Annotated in this window: 15 protein-coding genes; 3 read left to right on the plus strand and 12 right to left on the minus strand. The window is 38.7% G+C overall.

The window, feature by feature from the left end; genetic code table 11:
- Positions 1–51: 51 nt before the first annotated feature.
- A complete protein-coding gene (locus IEV17_RS11375; protein WP_004664825.1) occupies positions 52–810 on the minus strand; it encodes a glycosyltransferase family 25 protein in 759 nt (252 codons plus the stop codon).
- Between the two features lie 3 nt (positions 811–813).
- Positions 814–1,812, minus strand: a complete 999-nt coding sequence (locus tag IEV17_RS11380) for a stealth family protein (RefSeq protein ID WP_004664827.1) — start codon at positions 1,810–1,812, stop codon at positions 814–816.
- 375 nt (positions 1,813–2,187) lie between these two features.
- Here IEV17_RS11380 and IEV17_RS11385 point away from each other — a divergent pair, with 375 nt between their 5' ends.
- The 3 genes from IEV17_RS11385 to IEV17_RS11395 are packed head-to-tail and all read left to right on the plus strand — an operon-like array spanning position 2,188 to position 5,296.
- Positions 2,188–3,069, plus strand: a complete 882-nt coding sequence (locus IEV17_RS11385) for an ATP-grasp fold amidoligase family protein (protein ID WP_004664828.1) — start codon at positions 2,188–2,190, stop codon at positions 3,067–3,069.
- A 35-nt stretch (positions 3,070–3,104) separates the two neighbouring features.
- Complete coding sequence (locus IEV17_RS11390) at positions 3,105–4,274, plus strand: nucleotide sugar dehydrogenase (protein ID WP_004664831.1); 1,170 nt, start codon at positions 3,105–3,107, stop codon at positions 4,272–4,274.
- Positions 4,271–5,296 carry an NAD-dependent epimerase gene (locus IEV17_RS11395; protein WP_004664833.1) on the plus strand — a complete coding sequence of 342 codons (1,026 nt, stop codon included), beginning with the start codon at positions 4,271–4,273 and terminating at the stop codon, positions 5,294–5,296. Before IEV17_RS11390 ends, IEV17_RS11395 begins: the two co-directional genes overlap by 4 nt.
- A gap of 85 nt (positions 5,297–5,381) precedes the next feature.
- On the opposite strand, the gene IEV17_RS11400 is transcribed toward IEV17_RS11395, so the two are convergent.
- The 10 genes from IEV17_RS11400 to IEV17_RS11445 form a co-directional block, all read right to left on the minus strand.
- Positions 5,382–6,137 (minus strand): hypothetical protein, encoded by a 756-nt coding sequence (locus IEV17_RS11400; protein WP_004664834.1) that lies wholly within the window; start codon positions 6,135–6,137, stop codon positions 5,382–5,384.
- Positions 6,138–6,314: 177 nt separating this feature from the next.
- A complete protein-coding gene (locus IEV17_RS11405) occupies positions 6,315–7,241 on the minus strand; it encodes a branched-chain amino acid transaminase (protein ID WP_004664837.1) in 927 nt (308 codons plus the stop codon).
- Positions 7,242–7,267: 26 nt separating this feature from the next.
- On the minus strand, positions 7,268–10,015 hold the full coding sequence (gene glnE, locus IEV17_RS11410; protein ID WP_004664839.1) for a bifunctional [glutamate--ammonia ligase]-adenylyl-L-tyrosine phosphorylase/[glutamate--ammonia-ligase] adenylyltransferase: 2,748 nt from the start codon (positions 10,013–10,015) through the stop codon (positions 7,268–7,270).
- A gap of 73 nt (positions 10,016–10,088) precedes the next feature.
- Complete coding sequence (locus tag IEV17_RS11415; protein ID WP_004664840.1) at positions 10,089–11,360, minus strand: sensor histidine kinase; 1,272 nt, start codon at positions 11,358–11,360, stop codon at positions 10,089–10,091.
- Positions 11,361–11,888: 528 nt separating this feature from the next.
- Positions 11,889–12,527: a hypothetical protein gene (locus IEV17_RS11420; RefSeq protein ID WP_034602015.1), complete on the minus strand. Its 639-nt coding sequence runs from the start codon at positions 12,525–12,527 to the stop codon at positions 11,889–11,891.
- Positions 12,517–13,110, minus strand: a complete 594-nt coding sequence (locus tag IEV17_RS11425) for a recombinase family protein (RefSeq protein WP_004664844.1) — start codon at positions 13,108–13,110, stop codon at positions 12,517–12,519. Before IEV17_RS11425 ends, IEV17_RS11420 begins: the two co-directional genes overlap by 11 nt.
- 177 nt (positions 13,111–13,287) lie before the next feature.
- A complete protein-coding gene (locus tag IEV17_RS11430; protein WP_004664846.1) occupies positions 13,288–13,773 on the minus strand; it encodes a hypothetical protein in 486 nt (161 codons plus the stop codon).
- A 940-nt stretch (positions 13,774–14,713) separates the two neighbouring features.
- The gene (locus IEV17_RS11435; protein ID WP_004664847.1) at positions 14,714–15,370 is read right to left on the minus strand and encodes a hypothetical protein; all 657 of its coding nucleotides are present in this window, start codon (positions 15,368–15,370) and stop codon (positions 14,714–14,716) included.
- A gap of 62 nt (positions 15,371–15,432) precedes the next feature.
- Entirely contained in the window at positions 15,433–17,970 is a 2,538-nt protein-coding gene (locus tag IEV17_RS11440) for a DUF927 domain-containing protein (protein ID WP_004664849.1), read from the minus strand.
- Positions 17,967–18,302, minus strand: a complete 336-nt coding sequence (locus IEV17_RS11445) for a CHC2 zinc finger domain-containing protein (protein ID WP_004664851.1) — start codon at positions 18,300–18,302, stop codon at positions 17,967–17,969. The genes IEV17_RS11440 and IEV17_RS11445 overlap by 4 nt, the downstream gene beginning before the upstream one ends.
- Between the last annotated feature and the right edge of the window lies 1 nt (position 18,303).

Consider the following 18,303-nt stretch of genomic DNA (forward strand, 5'->3'; position numbering starts at 1 on the left):
AAGCACTTTCACATTTCATTTCACGTCAGTGATTTGGATAGACCATTTACATTAAAAGAAAAGATGCTTAAAAGCATAAAAACGGTCACGCCACATTCTTTTCTGTTTCTTTAACGCATGAGAAGAATCACGATTTTCTAAATCCTTACGCTGAATCCCCTGACTTGCAACAGTACCTAAAATATCACTGTCTAAACCTGCTGGTTTTACAAAAGGTTGCCAAACACCTAGACCTTTACCATTTTTACTGAGCCAGCCTTGGAAAAAGATATCGACAGGAACATGAATTTGTTTCCCAACTTTTACAAACTCTTCTGCCCCTTTACGAGACCAAAGCAACCCCACGCCACGGATGGGGAAGTAATACGCATGCCAAAGGTTGTAATGATCCATCTGCACAATATCTTTGGCGAGTTTTTTCTTTTTCGCCGCCATATTCACCACATACCAATCCAGTTCTTTATGCTGATCTAGATACTTGAGCAGTGAATCAAGATTCTGCTTGAAATTGGGTAAAACCTGAATGTCATCTTCTAACACCACCAAATAATCAGCATCTGTTTCAAGAAATTTTTCAGCACAACCATAGTGACTCAGATAACAACCTAATTCTGAATTAATTAGACTACGTCCTAAAATTTTCTGCGCTTCGGCATCATCATATTGTTTAAACTCAGATAGGGCCTTGCCACGTCCATCATAGGCCGAAAAACGGGTAAATGGCCATCCCTGTTGCTGTAATTGTGCAGTCGCACTGGCTAGACGCTGATCACTGCCATCAAGGTTAATTAGATAAGTTTCAACTTTCATCATTTATCCTTTGGCCGTTTCAGCCAATAAAACGTTGGGTATATAGCCTGCCAATTTTTGATTTAAAGCTGCATAAATTTCTGCCGCCGCCACATCACTCAATTGATCCAGACTTTGCATACACCCATATTTAATCTGTTCATTACCCAAGCTTTGCAAGAAGCTGCTTAAACTGCTTTCATTTTTCAAATAGGCAATCTCAAGATCAGGCTTTAGCAAGGCCTCACCCTTTTGAATCTTCAAATGATTCATCAATGAAATCGGATTGATTTGTTCGACACTGCGGAACTTATGCTGAATCTGTTTTTCTAAAAACTTAGGATGAGCAAGTAAATAGTCTTGTAATATTTTACGGTCAACCGCATGTGGATAATGATGAATCTCAAAAAACTTTTTAAATCCAAGCATATCTGCACCTAACATTTGCGCAATCATATGTTTAGGTTGTATCGGCTTATTAAAATATTGATTTAAAACCTGACGATACCAAAGCTTGGCCTTGAGCACAAAACTGCTTTGCCAATGCCCGTAAATCACCATTTTCTGATCAATCAGAATATCTTCTAATTGCGCTGGCGCGTTAAAAAAGAAATCATCATTCAAATAGAAAAAGTAATCGGATACGCCCTGAATATTCCAGAGCATGGTTTCAATCGAACGTGTATTGAAAGTCGGTAAGTATTGCTCATAACCCGCAAAAATTTCACGGTGGTCGACAATCCGAATTTTACCTGCCTCACAAATCCCATCCTGAACAAAGTCATCAATCCATTGCGGTTGCTGACCATCTGTCACAATATAGATATGTCGACAAAATGGGACATATTTTAAAATAGATGCAACGTTATAGTAAATTTCATGGTTGCTGGCAAAACGGGTATCACTGACGGCATCAGAAGCTTGTGTTTTGCCCTGATACTGCATGCGCTTCTGTTTTAACTTCGGGTCATTGCCATCCACCCAAGCAATCACCACATCAACCGGTTGCATCATTTCACTCATCAATTCACTCTTAAACGATCCGAAAGCACGAAAATACGGCCAAACATGTTTAATCTAGGAGCATATGATAACACCACTGATCTGTTCACAGTCAGTCTCTTTTCGTAATAGCGGGCCTATTGATTGTTCAATCATTCCATATAAATCAATATATTATAATTGTTTAAATTTTAATATCGATGAGCTAATCAGCAGATATATAATTCCACCTTGTTTAGTGACTTGATTAACCTCAGCTTAATCCCTGACAATCCCTAACAAAATCAAACCTTTTGGAATCATTTTACACCTAAAAACACCACATTTTTATTAGACGAATTTAGGTATTTTTATTATAATTACAGGTTACTTTGACGGGATTTAATCTTTTGACTGATGATTTATAACTACTTTGAGTATCAAGCAAAAATAATTAGAACTAAATTTGTTTCAGATAAAGCGTACCTCACTAAACGGTTTATCTGCAAATTAGGTTATACCCCTGATTTTTGCTCGCCAAAAAGCTTCAATGAAAAAGTCACTGCCCGAATGATTTTCGAGCGGAGCCCCCTGTTCACAAAATTAGCAGATAAATGTGCAGTCAGACAGTTGGTTTCGGCAAAGATTGGTGATGCCTATTTCGTTCCATTGATTGGCATTTACAAATGTATTGATGAGATTGATTTTAACCAGTTACCCAATCAATTTGTTTTAAAATGTACCCATGACAGTGGCAGCGCCATGGTCTGTCGCGATAAAAGCAAGTTTAATGTCGAAGCAGCAACAGCTAAAATCAAAAATCATCTCAAAATGAATATGTATTTTAGAAAGCGTGAATGGCACTACAAAGATATTTGCCCTAAAGTACTGGTTGAAGAATATGTAGAACTCTATGTCGACCCTGCCAGTCAATCCGCCATTACCACGTGTCGTGTACATTGTTTTGAAGGCCGACCAGAATATCTGGAAATTGATGTCCAAGATGCTCAGGGCAATGACTATTCAAATATGTATGATACACAATGGCAGTTACAGCCATTTCGAGTCGATCTTAAAGATAATTCACCCACCCCACTGGCAAAGCCTCAACAATTGAAAGACATCCTTGAGCTATCTACAAAACTTTGTTTTTCCTATGGGTATAGTCGGGTAGACTTCTTACTATCGCAAGATCATGTGTATTTTAGTGAAATTACCCTCACACCAAATGCAGGACGAATGGTCATTACCCCAGTCGAATGGGATTTAAAATTAGGTGCATTGTGGCTATCCTATTAGCCGTCCATCATGTATGTCGAATCTGTTAGGTACTTATGAAAATAGCGATTGCTGGAACAGGATATGTCGGGTTGTCAAATGCAATGCTATTTGCACAACACCATGAAACCATCGCCCTAGATATCCTACAAACTAAAGTAGATTTACTGAACAACCAAGTATCACCGATTCAAGATCATGATATTTCACTTTTTTTAAAAGAAAAAAAGCTCAATTTCACAGCGACGACAGACAAGCAGCTGGCTTTTCAAAATGCTGATTTTATTATTATTGCCACACCAACTGACTATGACCCTCAAACCAACTACTTTAATACGCAAAGTGTAGAAAGCGTCATTCAGGACGTTCTCGCAATTAACCCCAATGCGACCATGATTGTCAAATCAACGGTTCCTGTCGGTTTCACCGAGCAAGTCAAAAATAAATACCAGACTGAAAACATTATTTTCTCGCCCGAGTTTTTACGTGAAGGCAAGGCCTTGCACGACAACCTCTACCCGTCTCGTATCATCGTTGGAGAACAATCTGAACGTGCGCAGCAATTTGCAGATTTACTGGTAGAAGGTGCGATCAAGCAGGATATTTCTGTCTTGCTAACCCATTCAACTGAAGCCGAAGCGATTAAACTGTTCGCCAATACCTACTTGGCAATGCGGGTAGCCTTCTTCAATGAGTTGGATACTTATGCACAAAGCTTTGGCCTAGATACCAAACAAGTGATTGATGGTGTCTGTCTAGACCCACGTATTGGCAGTCATTATAATAATCCATCTTTTGGCTACGGCGGCTATTGCCTACCGAAAGATACCAAACAGTTATTGGCCAACTATAACAACGTCCCAAGCAATCTGATTAAAGCAATTGTGGATGCGAATCGTACCCGTAAAGATTTTATTGCCGATTCGATTCTGGCAAGAAACCCTAGCACAGTGGGAATCTATCGTCTGGTGATGAAAAGCGGCTCAGATAATTTCCGAGCCTCAGCCATTCAAGGCGTGATGAAGCGGTTAAAAGCTAAAGGTCTGGAAATCATTATCTACGAACCAACCTTTCATGAAGACACCTTCTTTAAATCTAAAGTCACTCAAGATCTAAATGAGTTCAAACAATCTTGTGATGTGATTATTGCCAATCGCCTTTCCAATGAATTGTTAGATGTACAAGATAAAGTTTATACCCGAGATATTTTTGGAGGCGATGAATGAAAGTTCTAGTCACAGGTGCTGCTGGATTCATCGGCTTTAGTGTTGCAAAAAAACTGCTGGAACGCGGTAATGATGTGGTCGGTTTTGATAATTTTAATAATTATTATGATCCATCCCTGAAAGAAGCACGTGCTCAGCAATTGCAATTACTTTCTGAACGTGAAAATACAGGCTGTTTCACTCTGATTCGTGACAATCTCGCCAATAAAACAGTGGTGGATCAATGCTTCCAAGATCATACTTTTGATCGTGTAATTCATTTGGCTGCACAGGCTGGTGTACGTTATTCGCTTGAGAATCCACATAGTTATGTGGAGAGCAACCTGATTGCGTTTACCAATATTCTGGAAGCTTGTCGTTACGCCGAAATACCCCACCTAACCTATGCCAGCACCAGTAGTGTCTATGGTGCCAACACCACCATGCCTTTTAGCGAACAGCACGGCGTCGATCATCCACTGCAATTCTATGCCGCAACCAAACGCGCCAATGAATTAATGGCACATAGTTATAGTCATTTATTTAAATTGCCAACCACAGGCTTACGCTTCTTTACCGTCTATGGACCATGGACACGCCCAGATATGGCCTTGTTTAAGTTCACCAAGAACATTTTTGAAGGCAAACCGATTCCTGTGTTTAATCATGGTAATCACACTCGCGACTTCACCTATATCGACGATATAGTTGAAGGGATTATTCGTACCAGCGACAAGATTGCGACACCTGATGAGACTTGGGACAGCAATACTCCAAATCCATCCACAAGTAATGCCCCATTTAGAATTTTCAATATTGGCAATAACCGTACAGTAAAACTGATTGAATATATTCAGGCCATTGAAAAAGCAGCAGGTAAAGAAGCGATTTTAGATTTTCTTCCCCTGCAGCCAGGTGATGTACCAGATACCTTTGCCGATAGCTCTGCGCTAGAAAACTATGTTGACTATAAACCAGCGACTTCGGTGGTCGATGGAGTGAAAAACTTTGTTGATTGGTATCGCCAATATCATAATATTTAATAACCCTTAAAATAAAAAATCAGACATTCCGCCTGATTTTTTTATTTTATGCATCCCTTCATTTTCAGGATGAATAACACTTGGATTACTGCCAAGACTCTTTAATCCAATCCGATGGCAACACATAACGATACCATTTACCACCGCCACCACTAATCGCATCAGGTGGGTTAATCTCACCATGGAAAATAATGATTTTCGCGTCTTTGGGTTTTACGGGTGGCTGGAAATAAGCGAAAGGAACTTTTCTTAAGCAATGGTATTTATAGCTCTTACACCAGTCTTTATTCCAATAGCTCAATTTACCTTCTTTATGTACAAACCAAGACAGGTACTCTTGTTCATTACGGAACTTTTGACTTATCTCATTAAAGTTTGCACGGAAGTACGGCAAAATATCGGGGAAAGCCCCGAGTTTAAAACGATAGACCGAACTATTGCCTGTGATGCGCCAAGGACGTTTCCAATCGTGAATCACCAAGAACTCCCCTTCCGCCTGGAAGAAGCAGTCAATATTATCAATGATGACCACATCCAGATCAAGAAACAGCGCATTGCCTTTTAAGCCATAGAGATCAGGTTCAAAAGTCGACAGTTTATTCCAACCACGCTCAGGGCTGCCTGCGGGTAAATCAAGAGATGGAATAGGAAAACATTGAACATTCGGGTCAATACCTTCGGTACGATCGGTCAAGCACACCATTTTAAAAGGTAAAGTCAAATGACGTTTGACCATGTTATACAAACGGTTGACGTACTCAGCACCATACTTGGTTCCCCACTTCATGCACAAGATCACATTGTCTTCATGAGTTGCCGAATTTTGTTGAATATCTACCATCTGATAACCTTAAATGCTTGAGATACGAGGCTCCACTTTGTCCAAAAAAACAAAAGTGTTCAATCATATGCACTGAATATACGCTCATCTTAGCATAGAGCGGATTGTTTTTTTTAGTATTAATTCGTCAATAAAAAAAGCGAAGCCTGAGCTTCGCTTAATTGACCTGGTTTGATCTTATTTTACATAAGTCAACCAATGTGCATATTTATCGTTACGACCTTGAACTGCATCAAAGAAGGTTTTTTGAATAACAGTGGTAATCGGACCACGTGAACCACAACCGATTTCACGGTCATCATATTCACGAATTGGCGTTACTTCCGCAGCAGTACCGGTAAAGAATGCTTCATCAGCGATGTAAAACTCATCACGTGTGATACGACGCTCAACCACTTCATAACCAAGGTCTTTGGCAATAGTAATTACTGTTTGACGGGTAATCCCTTCTAACGCACCGCCTGCCAAGTCAGGTGTATGCAAAACACCATCTTTGATTAAGAATACGTTTTCGCCTGCACCTTGACAAACAAAGCCTTGAGGGTCAAGTAACATTGCTTCGTCATAACCTGAACGTGCAACTTCTTGGTGTGCCAAAATCGATACAGTATAGTTACCACATGCTTTTGCTTTACACATCGTCACGTTTGGATGGTGGTGCGTAAATGATGACGTTTTAACACGAATACCACGTGCCATCGCTTCTTCACCAAGGTATGCACCCCATGACCAAGCCGCTACAGCAGCATGGATGGTATTATCTGTTGCAGCAATTCCTAGTTTCTCAGAGCCAATCCAAATGAGAGGACGCAAATAAGCTGATACCAATTTATTTTCACGCACAACATCAATCTGCGCCTGCTCTAAAGTCGCTTGATCAAATGGTACATTCATTTGATAAATTTTTGCTGAATTTAATAAGCGTTTAGTGTGATCTTGCAAACGGAAGATTGCTGTACCATTTGGGGTTTCATAAGCACGGACGCCTTCAAAAACACCCATACTGTAATGTAATGTGTGTGTTAAGACGTGAATTTTTGCATCACGCCAATCAACTAATTTTCCATCTTGCCAAATAAAACCATCACGATCAGCCAAATTCATGGCACATACTCCAAATTTTTACACAATCATTCACTTTCCAATGCTACTGCAGTTGGATCAATTAACCTTTGCCATAACTTGCAAACGATCTCTCGGGTATCGTGCCAATCCGCAGCATTGACTTGCATAGATTGATTTGCAAGCGCTAAACGGTGGCTCTCAGCTCGTTCACGGAGATAAGCATGGATGAGTGCTGTGGCATCTTCACTGGATAAGCAGCCTGCTCGAGCAGCATCTTCAAGAATTCTTACGTTATCAGAATAATGGGCAAGATCTGGATTCGTCCCGCCCCATGCAAGCACTGCATACTGTGCCATAAATTCGATGTCAACGATACCACCTGCATCCTGTTTTAAATGAAAAATGCCATGTTTTTTTTGTTCAGAAGACGATCCCAAATGGTCTTTCATTTTTTGACGCATTTTCAATACTTCTTCACGCACAACATTTTCATCTCGTTTTTGAGTCAAAATCTGGCAACGAATCTGCTCAAACAGCTGACACAAATTTACATCACCCGCAATCGAACGGGCGCGCACTAAAGCTTGATGCTCCCAAAGCCACGCACTTTTTTGTTGATATTGCTCATACGCTTTTAAACTGGTGACTAACATCCCTGCCTCACCTGATGGACGTAAACGGGTATCAATTTCATAAACACGCCCATCTAAGGTTTGCGTCGTCATTAAAGACATAAACTTTTGTGCCACACGAATTGCAAACTCAGCCCCGCTAATACCTTTACGACCATCAGTTTCACCATGTTCTTCAAAAGCATGGATAAAAACGAGATCTAGGTCTGAACCATAACCCAATTCAATCCCACCAAGCTTGCCATATCCAATCACAGCAAAACCTTTATTATCCAAACTACAACGCTGACCATTATTGCCTAAAGGATAACCATGTCGCTCAGCAACCGCTTCATAAGCTAAATTAAGCGTCGCCTGGACGCTAACTTCAGCAATATCCGTCAATGCATCTGACACTTTCATTAATGGACTTTCAGCTAAGACATCGCTTGCAGCAACAGTTAAGACATTGCTCTTCTTAAATAGACGTAAAACGCGCATTTGATCTTCAACTTGATCAATTTCGATGCGTAATAATTGTTGACGTAGTGAATCTTCTAAGTCTTTACGCTGCGGTAAACCAAAATCCATAGAAAGGAATTCATCTAACAGGACTGGATATTGTGCTAACTCTTCACAAATCCATGGACTAACCGTCGCCATCTTAACTAATCGTTGTAAAGCACCACGGCTTTCCATGAGCATGACCAAATACACAGTACGGCGAAGTACAGATTCAACCAAAGGCATTAATCGCAACAAAGCAACTTGTGGCTGATCTGACTGTAAAATCGCTTCGATCAAGTGTGGCCAGAATTTCTTTAAGCGCTCTAAAGCACTCGCTGGAATTTTTCTTAGTGCTTGTCCATGCCAAAAGTTTTGAATTAGATTCTTTGCACCATCATCCAATACAGTATTCAGTTTTTGCTCAAGCTGAACAAAGTCATCTACAGGCTCAGCAAATTCCTTTTCCTGAATAAGTTGTTTAAACTGAACTTTAACTTTGTCGCGTTTTTGATTCAAAACCGCTAAGAAAGCAGACCAATCATTAAATCCTAACGTATCTAACATACGTTGTCTTAATTCAGGCTCAGTCGGCAGAGATTGGGTTTGCTGGTCATTGAGTGCTTGAATCGCATGCTCAATCCGTCTTAGAAATAAATAAGCATCTTCAAGATCAATTACAGCCTGTTGATCAAGTAATTCAGCATTTCCCAAATGATGTAGACTTACCAAACATTGACGATCTTGTAATTCACGTTTCGAGCCTCCGTAAATTAACTGAAAAACTTGAACAATAAATTCAATTTCACGGATGCCACCCGCACCCAATTTAATATCATCTTCAATATTACGGCGCATGACTTCACGTTCAATCATCGCTTTCATTTCACGCATCGCAGCGAAAGCAGAATAATCGACATAACGGCGAAAAACGAATGGACGCGACATTTCCATGAGTTCTGCGCCAGCTTTCTCACCTGTAATCACACGTGCTTTAATCCAAGCATAGCGTTCCCATTCACGCCCATGCTGACTTAAATATTTTTCTAACCCGCTGTGGCTAATCGCCAAAGCTGAACCATCACCCCACGGACGTAAGCGCATATCGACACGGAATACAAAACCATCTGCAGTAATGTGATCAAGCAGATAAATCAGTTTCTGCCCCCATAGAATGCAGAACTGCTGTACATCGATAGATTTACGCCCATTGGTTTCACCTTGCTCATCGAAGGCAAAAATTAGATCAATATCGCTAGAAAGGTTAAGTTCTTGTGCACCAAGTTTCCCCATTCCAATCACGATCAAATCTTGTAAATGACCTGAATAACCAATCGGTTCACCATGTTTGGCTAAGAGCGGTGGCAATGCAAAAGCTTTTGCAGCACAAATACTGGCATCAGCAAAATCTGAAAGTTCACGAGTCAGCGTCACCACATTGGTAAGTTGATTAGCATCTTGCCAAATCCAACGAAACATCAACTTTGCACGCAAGACTCGTAATGCTTTCATCCAAGCGTGCTCATCTGTTACATCGGCAACAGCTTGTTGAACTTTTTCATGAATACTTTCAGTAGAAAGTGATTGGAGAAATTGATCTTCGCAATAATCTTGTTCTAATTGTATTTGATATAAATTTAAAACTTGTTCAGCATATTGACTGGCAACTAAAGTTTTCTGTAGCTGTTCCGCATTCATATAAAAAGGCTCGGCTAATCTCGTATCATCTAGGATTAGTTATATCAGTTACACGCTTATCTTTAAAATCTCTTTAGGCTAATTTCGCTTTAGTTTTATGCTGTTCTACACATAAATCTATTGGTTCATTTGCAGCAGGCAATACAACTTTAAAGATTGTGCCCTCACCCTCATTCGAGCTAACACTAATTTCACCATGATTTAGATCAACGAATCGTTTACACAATGTTAGCCCTAGCCCTGCCCCTTTTTCACCTGCAGTACCCTTAAAACTGACCGTGATTCTCGGCTGAAATAGCGTTTCAATCTGCTCAAGGGTCATCCCTAAACCAGTATCTTTAATATAAATTTCAACAAAGTTCCCTTGAGTTTGGGCCTGAATAAAGACTTTGCCAGAACCATCAATATCAGTAAATTTCAGCGCATTGGATACTAAATTCTGAATCACGGAAGTGATCATATTCATATCAGCATAAACTTTAAGATTTTCATCCACTTCATTAATCAACTGGATATTTTTCTTGATCGCCAGTGTTTTTAAGACATCCGTAACAATATTGGTAATCTGTCGTAGCTTAAAATTAATCGGGTGGTAAACAAAACGCCCGCCTTCAGCCATCGACCAATTTAATAAACTTTCCAACAAGTTATAGGTCGACTGAGAAGTATCGTAAAGATAGTCCGCGATATTCTGAATGCTAGATTCATCTAAAGTGTCACGCTCTTTTGCCAGTATTTCAGAGAAACCTAATAGACCATGAAATGGCGCTCGTAGATCATGAGATATAATCGAAAAGAATTTAGTCTTACTAAAGTTTAATGCGGCTTCTTGCTCGTATAATTCTTTCAGTTCGTCATGATTGACCTTTAACTCCAGTTTCTGCATAAAACTCATACAGTGCTCTTGAAGTAATTGTTTTTGTAATTCGCTGAAATCTTGTGCAACATCATCAAATAAAACCAAATATCCTAATGAAGTTTGATCTGGATGCCTTAAATGTATTGCAATTGCAGTTTGTATTTTACGTTTGAATGGCGCTAGAAAAGCCAATAAACTCTGATATTGAGGGTGTTGTTGATCGATCAAATCACCATTTACAAATAGTGTATTTAGACTTTTACTAATTTTTGAAATATCAATTACTTGTAATTTTTCTGCGCAACACTGCCAAAGATAGGGTTCCTGATGGAATGCGAGCAAAGCAGTATCTGCTTGCATCAATTTACGGTTAAACTGTAAAAATTGTTCAAGTAAATTTTGCTCAGAATTCAAGCCCAAAGAAAGCGAAATTTTACAAGCACTTAACTTATCGGCTTGCTGTAATTCTAATAATTGAATAGCCATGCCCGCCTCTCGTGTATTATCGTTATACGGTTATTTACGAATCACTAAGAAAAAATGTCAAAACCATCACTTACTATTAACAAACTTTAACATAAAAGGCAATTCATGATTGAACCAATTCGCAACAAAACGTGAACTTTCATGAAATTTAAACTTAAATGGATTCCGCAGAGAGTCTAATTTTTGGAAATTTCCTGAACTTTCAAATCTTCATATATCTCAATCAATGCATCCACACTCAGAAAAACATTCCTGAAATAAAAGCAGCTAAGATTCCAACAATAAGTGTCGCCACTGTTCCTATTAAAAGGAGCCAAGCCCCAACATTAAAGCTCTTTAGAAACAATTATGATGTAAAAATATTTAAATAACTCAAAATTATAAGCATTAAAAAAACCCCAAGCCTTTAATACCAGCTTGGGGTCTTTGAATCTTGGTCCGAGGGTCAGACTCGGTAATATCAATAAATAACTGATATATATAAACTATATGTATACAAATAAAGTTATATCCTTAACTATATCCTTATTACTTTTTATGAAAAATGTAGTCCATCAGCACTTTATCCACTCTCATTTTAAAAGCATTAAATTCCTCAGAAAACTTTACAATCTGTTGATTTAAATCACTATTATATTTATTTAAATCATGATTACCAGCAACCCACTTGCTTAAAACTTCCTGATTCATCTCTATTAATTCTTTTATGAAGCTCAATTGCTGTTCAAGGATTTCATCATTTTTATATGTAACTATTATATTGAGCTTTCCTCCAAACTCTTCAAGCTCTCGATTAACTATAGAAAACTTCTGCATAGTCTCCTTATTAACGGCAATAACTGGGAATCTCTCAGAGAGTTTTCGATGTAACTGATTAATTTTTATATTTAAATCAATTAGATCTAAGTAAAGATTTTCACTTAATTTAGATAATGCCTCGCTTCCTTTTTGCTCTCTCCAAGTATTGAATGTATAAAGCAAAGCGATGGTTGCAAATAATGTAGCAGACCATCCCAATAAGTTTGATGCGGTTGATTTGTCATCAAAAAAAATTTGTATTAGGGCATATAAAGCAATAGATACCGCGACCAAAGCTAGATAAATAATTATTAAGGTAGTATGAAGATCAAAGGGTTTATTCATTCTTTGCATTATTTTATTTCCCATCTTTTGAAACCCTATAAACCGTTGCAATTCCTACACTTACAGCCTTTGCAATTTCTTCTCTGGTCATGTCGCCTTTGCTCAATAATTGTTTAATGCGTTCATGCTTCGCTGTATTGGCTTTCTTTCCAGTCGGTACATATCCTGAACGTGCCAAGCCTTGCTTAATTCTTTCCTTACGTTTGTAATTATCTAGTTTTGCCATTGTCGCCAATAGATCAATGAGCATGGCATTAATAACATTCAATATTTCGCCTGTCATTCCATCATTAGTTGTATGTGTAGTTGGTAGATCAGCAACAATTAAACGTAAGCCTTTAGCCTTTATCTTATTTTTTAAAATTGCAAAGTCATCTTGTGATAATCGACTAAGTCTGTCCACGCTCTCAACTAAAAGAATGTCGCCTTTATTCGCCTCTATAAGTAATTGGTTTAATGCTGGGCGTTCAAGCTTCGTACCTGAATAGTTTTCTATATATGTGCTGTATTGATCGCCATAGCTTTTACTGAATGAGACAAGATCACTCAATGCTCGTTCTGCATCTTGATCTTTGGTACTTGCTCTTACATATATTCTAATTGTCATATCATTAGCCTTTATCATATAGCTATCATTCAATATGACTTATGATAAAACTATCATTTAACCGAGTAAATAAGTTAAATGATAGATAACCAAATATAATTATCAAATTATCTTTTGGGTATAGTCTAATGATAGATTGGGTTACTCTTTAAACTGGGTCGAAAGCCAATGCTCAGACTAATAAGGAAATCTATCTTGCTTAAACTCAACTTTATTCTTTTCTACATGCTTGAAGAACATATCAATCAATTCTAAAAAGTTCGATGTTGTATTTGAGTCAAACTTATATAGATACTCTCCATCTTTTTTATACTGAGTTACATCAAGTACTTCAAAGTATTCTGACTCCGCATTCTTTTTACGTTGAATACTTACTTTAATAATTAATCTTTTTGTGGAGCGTTCAGCAAGGTTGTATTCTTTCTCATTGCGTTTTTCAGTTATAGGATTAACTATTTGAATCGAAATATTTAATTCTTTGTACTTAAACAATAAAATATTTTCTTCTTTAATCTCATGATCGAAATCAGGGCAGATAGAAAGGAACTCTGTTGTAATCAAATACTTTAGATGATTTACATGTTCCTCCAATTGTCTAGCTTTCTCACTTTTATAGGCTTCAAATTCGTTTTGTTGTTCAATAAGTAATTGAAGTCCATCCATATCAAATGCTCTTCTTTGAAAATAAGGGATAATCATTAAGTATAGTCGATGAAGATTAATGCCGTAACTGCCTATGTTGATTCTTAAAACCACGTTGATGGTTTTGCCGTGGTGTTCCCTTTGGCAAGGGGAAATACCTTTCCAAAATTTTTGACTGACATGCAGTCACCTAACCACTATCAAGATTCATTTGCCTAGCTAGCCCAGCAATGGGGATATGGGGTCAAAAGTCGCTAACCTCACATATAAAAAGACCGTCCCCCCATGAAATTTTCTCTTGGTCAAAAGTCGATGGGAGGGGGTATTATTTTTGCGGATCATATTGGTGCAAAATTAGAGGAACATTCAAAATATGGTAGGTTTTGCCAATAATTTAAATCTCATATTTTAAGTGTGTTACAGGTGTTACATAGGGTACAAAACTGTTTTATAATGATTTTTAATTAAGCTTATAAAATCTTATGAATATCTATAGGTATATAAAATAATATAAATTTAAATAAATATAATAATATCAATTAGTTATATGCTTTATTTCTATTGATTCTATTGCTATTTATTTCTATACACATATCTATAATTTTTTAGATGTTACAAGTGTTACATAGGTTACAACTTTGTTTTATATAAATTTATCTGTAACACGTTTAACCTTTAGATCATGTTACATGGGGTACATTTAAGGGTATGGGGGGCATGAAAAACATCTTGACTTGCCTTAAGCGGACACCGCCCTCCTTTCTCATTTGTAAAAAAAAGATCGTTTTAGATAAAAGTAAATAAAAATATGGAGTGAACTAGTAAATATGGATAAAAATTCAAGCCTTTTTAAGTCCGATCTACTCCAGTTAAAGACTACATTACAAAACAGTGCCAAAATTTCGGAATAAGCAACCTCGCCCTTGCCACCTCACGGCGCAAATTTTCAACTAAAAATGTTTTAGTTAGTTTGGGAAAAGTGATTGTGTTGCTGAAAAGCGGTCATGGTTGGATGGGTGAAATTAGGAAATAAATAGAATCTAAAGTTGCTGTCGTAATAAAAGATATTCTGTTCAATTAGGGCATTAATGAAATGCTGAGCTTGATCCTGATTCACTAGAAATTTCTGTATTAGGTCTTGCCGTACATGCTCAGGTTTAACAAGGGCATTTTCTACAGGATTATTTATTTTACGCAAGTTGCTACGGTATCGCTCCAGCCGTTCAAAATAGGTCTGTATCACTTCTTGCTGTATATCTTGGTCCAATATTTCAGAATCGGATGCGGTTGCATTACTCAGTATTTCGATGATGTCTGCTTTAGACTGCTTTACTTTCCGTATTTCAATATCTGTGATGCGCTCTGCATGATGTAAACGCACGGTTTGGCTGTCTATTAGCTCTATTTCTGCACCCTCTTGCTGGATATGCTCTAATAGCTCATAACATGATTGAAGTCGTAAACGGCGTATTAGCTGTGGTTTATATTTCCGCACAAGGTCTGTGCATTGCTGGGGTACATCATCAGTATGATGTAAGCGTAAAACTTGATTATTGATTAACTCAAGACTTGCGCCATAGCGCTGTAAAACTTGGCTAATTAACTGTGCAATATTCATTATTTAAGATCACAAATAAAAAGACTGCACGGCGTTAAATGCTCGTACAGCCTGTAATTGAGTTAAATATCTATGGTTGTGCCTGTGTTTACTTCATCCGTGTATGGATTGGTAGCTTTCTCAATGTCATAGCTAAACATTGAAGTGTTGAACACATATAGCCAAACTGGATTCTTACTTTCTGGAGTACGTTCCTGTTTGGTTGTTTTGCCATTGGCACAGTCTAACCAGCCATGTTTTTTAAGCACTTTTGCTACTTTCTTCGGGTCAAAACCTGTGCAAAGTTCCTGTTTAAATTGCTCTTTAAAGAACAAATAACGCAAGGTTTCACGCTGTTGGGCATTTACCACTTTATATCCCACTCGATACATGGTTTTTTCTCTAAAGCTCTTGGTATCGGTGTTTGCATCATCGGCATGATCTGAATTGCCATAGCTTGCACACTTATTGCCCTCGATTAAGGTATCAAAACGGCTATTTCCGTTCGCCTCAAAAAATGCTCTGACTTGCTGGAGTATCTGCCGATCCTCAAAGTCCCCGACCATTTCAAAGCTATTTAACCATGTCTTAAATACGCTGATTACAGCCTCTAAAGCCCTGCCTTTTTTCCAGCCTGTAATATTGGCTTGTGTTGCCAGCTCGCCAGCCACGGCGACAACGGCAAAACGTGAAGCCACTCGGGCAATGTGTCCTTGTGCATTGTCGGGAGTAAGTTTTGCTTTATATTGTTGGTACAGTTTTAAAGCTGTTTCAGTCATTTGACCTTTATCACTGGTCAAATATTCAAGCCATGCTTTACCAGCTACACCATAAGCATTGATCGAATTTTCATACAGCATATTGGCTTGCTGTGAAGCATCAGGGGCAAAATCTACAAGATCAAATACACCATACTCACAAGCATCTAAGCTAATTTCAGGTAATCGGATTTCTTGCCCAAGTTTAGCCGTTTGTCCGATCTCGTTTAAAATCTCTTTAAAAGTCTTTTCGCCACTGGAGAGAAACAAAACACGCCATTGCTGTGGGGCTTTGGTTATCGCTGTACGTGCCATACGTGCTTTACCTTGACCATTGGCAAGCATATACACGGTTTGTCCAATATCTTTGGCACTGGCTTCGCCAATTTCATCTAGCACTAAAAAGCCATCATTGTGCATAAAGGCTGTTTGCTCTAGGGCGTTGCCTGTAGATCGCCAAGTACGGTAATACTCTTTAGGGTGTCCCCACACACTACAAGCAAGGTAAATAGCGGTACTTTTACCTTTTGATGATGTGCCATTGATATGGAAGCCACCACCTTGCTGGTTTAATGGTTCAAGTAATTGCCCAGCAAAGGCACACGCTACACTAAATACAAGCTTAGAATGGCTTTCTAACAATAAACTTACGCCATTTTTCCACGTGTCTAATTCACCTTTGAATTGAAAGCGGTTATCTAGCCCATCTGTACGCTGGTACACGATCACTTCATCATGTTTAGTGGCTGGATTACTATAGGTTTCAGTCGGTAATACATAACGATGACCATGCCAGCCGACACTATCCACACATAAAGCAAATTTATCGACTGGATAGCTCATAAGGTAAATTTGAAAAAGCTCTCTGCCTCTGCGGTCAGGAGTAATAATCACGCCTTGATTGGATAGGGCTTTTCGTGATTCTGTCCCATCACCTTGAAATAGCTCATTCGGCACAGCCCAGTTATGGTGAATAAAAGCATCGTCTTGCCACTGCAATAAACGCCCCCAGTTGTTACTGGTGTTATCTCTTGTTTTAGCAGTCACAAGAATTGGGCTAGATATAAAGCGTTCCCGATATTCACCATTTTTTAGCTTTTCGATATAGAACACGCCTTTATCGTGTACCTCAAAACTGCCATTTTCCCATTCCATTGGCTCCGCAAGCATGCCATCAGGTAAATTATCGCTTGGTGATGGTGGCTGGTACTGTGCTGTGATTAAGGCTGTAATATCGCTTGCTTTCGTGATTAGCCCTTGTTGCTTGCGTAGGTCTGCCCAGTCCATTACATCGCCTTTTTCAGGCAAATTCAGCCCATCTAAAACGATATATCGAATATCACAGCCCAATAAATCAAGTTGCTGGGCAATTTCATTAAAAAACTTGGTCCCTGCCTTGTCATTATCTGCCCATATGATAATTGAATGCTTCGCAAGTGGTTTTAAGTCGGTTTTATCCGTGTTGCCACTGCCTCCGCATGTAGTCGCAGTTAAGCCCAGTGAATTAACAAAATCAGCTTTCTGCTCACCTTCAACGATATAAATAGGCTGCTTTTCGGGGATATTTAGCACTTGTTCTAAGGCATATAAGGGCTTTTTACCTTGCCCTATTGGGTATAATTCCGTGAAATTAGGATCACCAAATTTAAAACCACGTTCACCACTGGAGAATACACGTATCCATTTATCACCAGTATGGTGATTCTTAGCTCTCACTTTCCAATAAACAGGCATGCCGTGACCATTGGTATAGCAGAATAGATACTCAAACTGATAACCGTTTTTAAACTCACGCTCCGCCAGCTTTTGAGCATGGATAAACGCTTGTTCTTGGACTTCCTGATAATCTAAAAATTCAGTCATTTGTCATTCTCCCATGCGCCTAAGTCTTTACATGCCTCGATAAAAGACTTGCCTGTAAGCAGTTGGTGAAATGCAATCAAATCACCGCCTTTGGCTTCGCAAGCCATACACTTGAAACAACCTTTACGGCTGTTTATGCGTAGGCTTGGGGTACTGTCATCATGGAAAGGACAAATCATTTCTCGCCATTCGCCACGACCTTTTACGGCGTAGCCTCTAGCATTTAAATATTCGATAGGATCAGGAAGTAGTGCCCGATTTAAGCCAAATTTCTTTGGTTTATCGGTATTGGTGTTTCGGTATTTCCCTAGCGTAGGGTGCGCTTTTTTCATA

Source organism: Acinetobacter modestus, from assembly GCF_014636095.1.
Taxonomy (GTDB): Bacteria; Pseudomonadota; Gammaproteobacteria; order Pseudomonadales; family Moraxellaceae; genus Acinetobacter; species Acinetobacter modestus.

Bases quoted from the DNA above. Each gene is read 5' to 3' on its own strand.
- IEV17_RS11375 (WP_004664825.1), bottom strand. From the start codon at position 810: ATGAAAGTTGAAACTTATCTAATTAACCTTGATGGCAGTGATCAGCGT.
- IEV17_RS11380 (WP_004664827.1), bottom strand. From the start codon at position 1,812: ATGAGTGAAATGATGCAACCGGTTGATGTGGTGATTGCTTGGGTGGAT.
- IEV17_RS11385 (WP_004664828.1), top strand. From the start codon at position 2,188: ATGATTTATAACTACTTTGAGTATCAAGCAAAAATAATTAGAACTAAA.
- IEV17_RS11390 (WP_004664831.1), top strand. From the start codon at position 3,105: ATGAAAATAGCGATTGCTGGAACAGGATATGTCGGGTTGTCAAATGCA.
- IEV17_RS11395 (WP_004664833.1), top strand. From the start codon at position 4,271: ATGAAAGTTCTAGTCACAGGTGCTGCTGGATTCATCGGCTTTAGTGTT.
- IEV17_RS11400 (WP_004664834.1), bottom strand. From the start codon at position 6,137: ATGGTAGATATTCAACAAAATTCGGCAACTCATGAAGACAATGTGATC.
- IEV17_RS11405 (WP_004664837.1), bottom strand. From the start codon at position 7,241: ATGAATTTGGCTGATCGTGATGGTTTTATTTGGCAAGATGGAAAATTA.
- glnE (WP_004664839.1), bottom strand. From the start codon at position 10,015: ATGAATGCGGAACAGCTACAGAAAACTTTAGTTGCCAGTCAATATGCT.
- IEV17_RS11415 (WP_004664840.1), bottom strand. From the start codon at position 11,360: ATGGCTATTCAATTATTAGAATTACAGCAAGCCGATAAGTTAAGTGCT.
- IEV17_RS11420 (WP_034602015.1), bottom strand. From the start codon at position 12,527: ATGGGAAATAAAATAATGCAAAGAATGAATAAACCCTTTGATCTTCAT.
- IEV17_RS11425 (WP_004664844.1), bottom strand. From the start codon at position 13,110: ATGACAATTAGAATATATGTAAGAGCAAGTACCAAAGATCAAGATGCA.
- IEV17_RS11430 (WP_004664846.1), bottom strand. From the start codon at position 13,773: ATGGATGGACTTCAATTACTTATTGAACAACAAAACGAATTTGAAGCC.
- IEV17_RS11435 (WP_004664847.1), bottom strand. From the start codon at position 15,370: ATGAATATTGCACAGTTAATTAGCCAAGTTTTACAGCGCTATGGCGCA.
- IEV17_RS11440 (WP_004664849.1), bottom strand. From the start codon at position 17,970: ATGACTGAATTTTTAGATTATCAGGAAGTCCAAGAACAAGCGTTTATC.
- IEV17_RS11445 (WP_004664851.1), bottom strand. From the start codon at position 18,302: ATGAAAAAAGCGCACCCTACGCTAGGGAAATACCGAAACACCAATACC.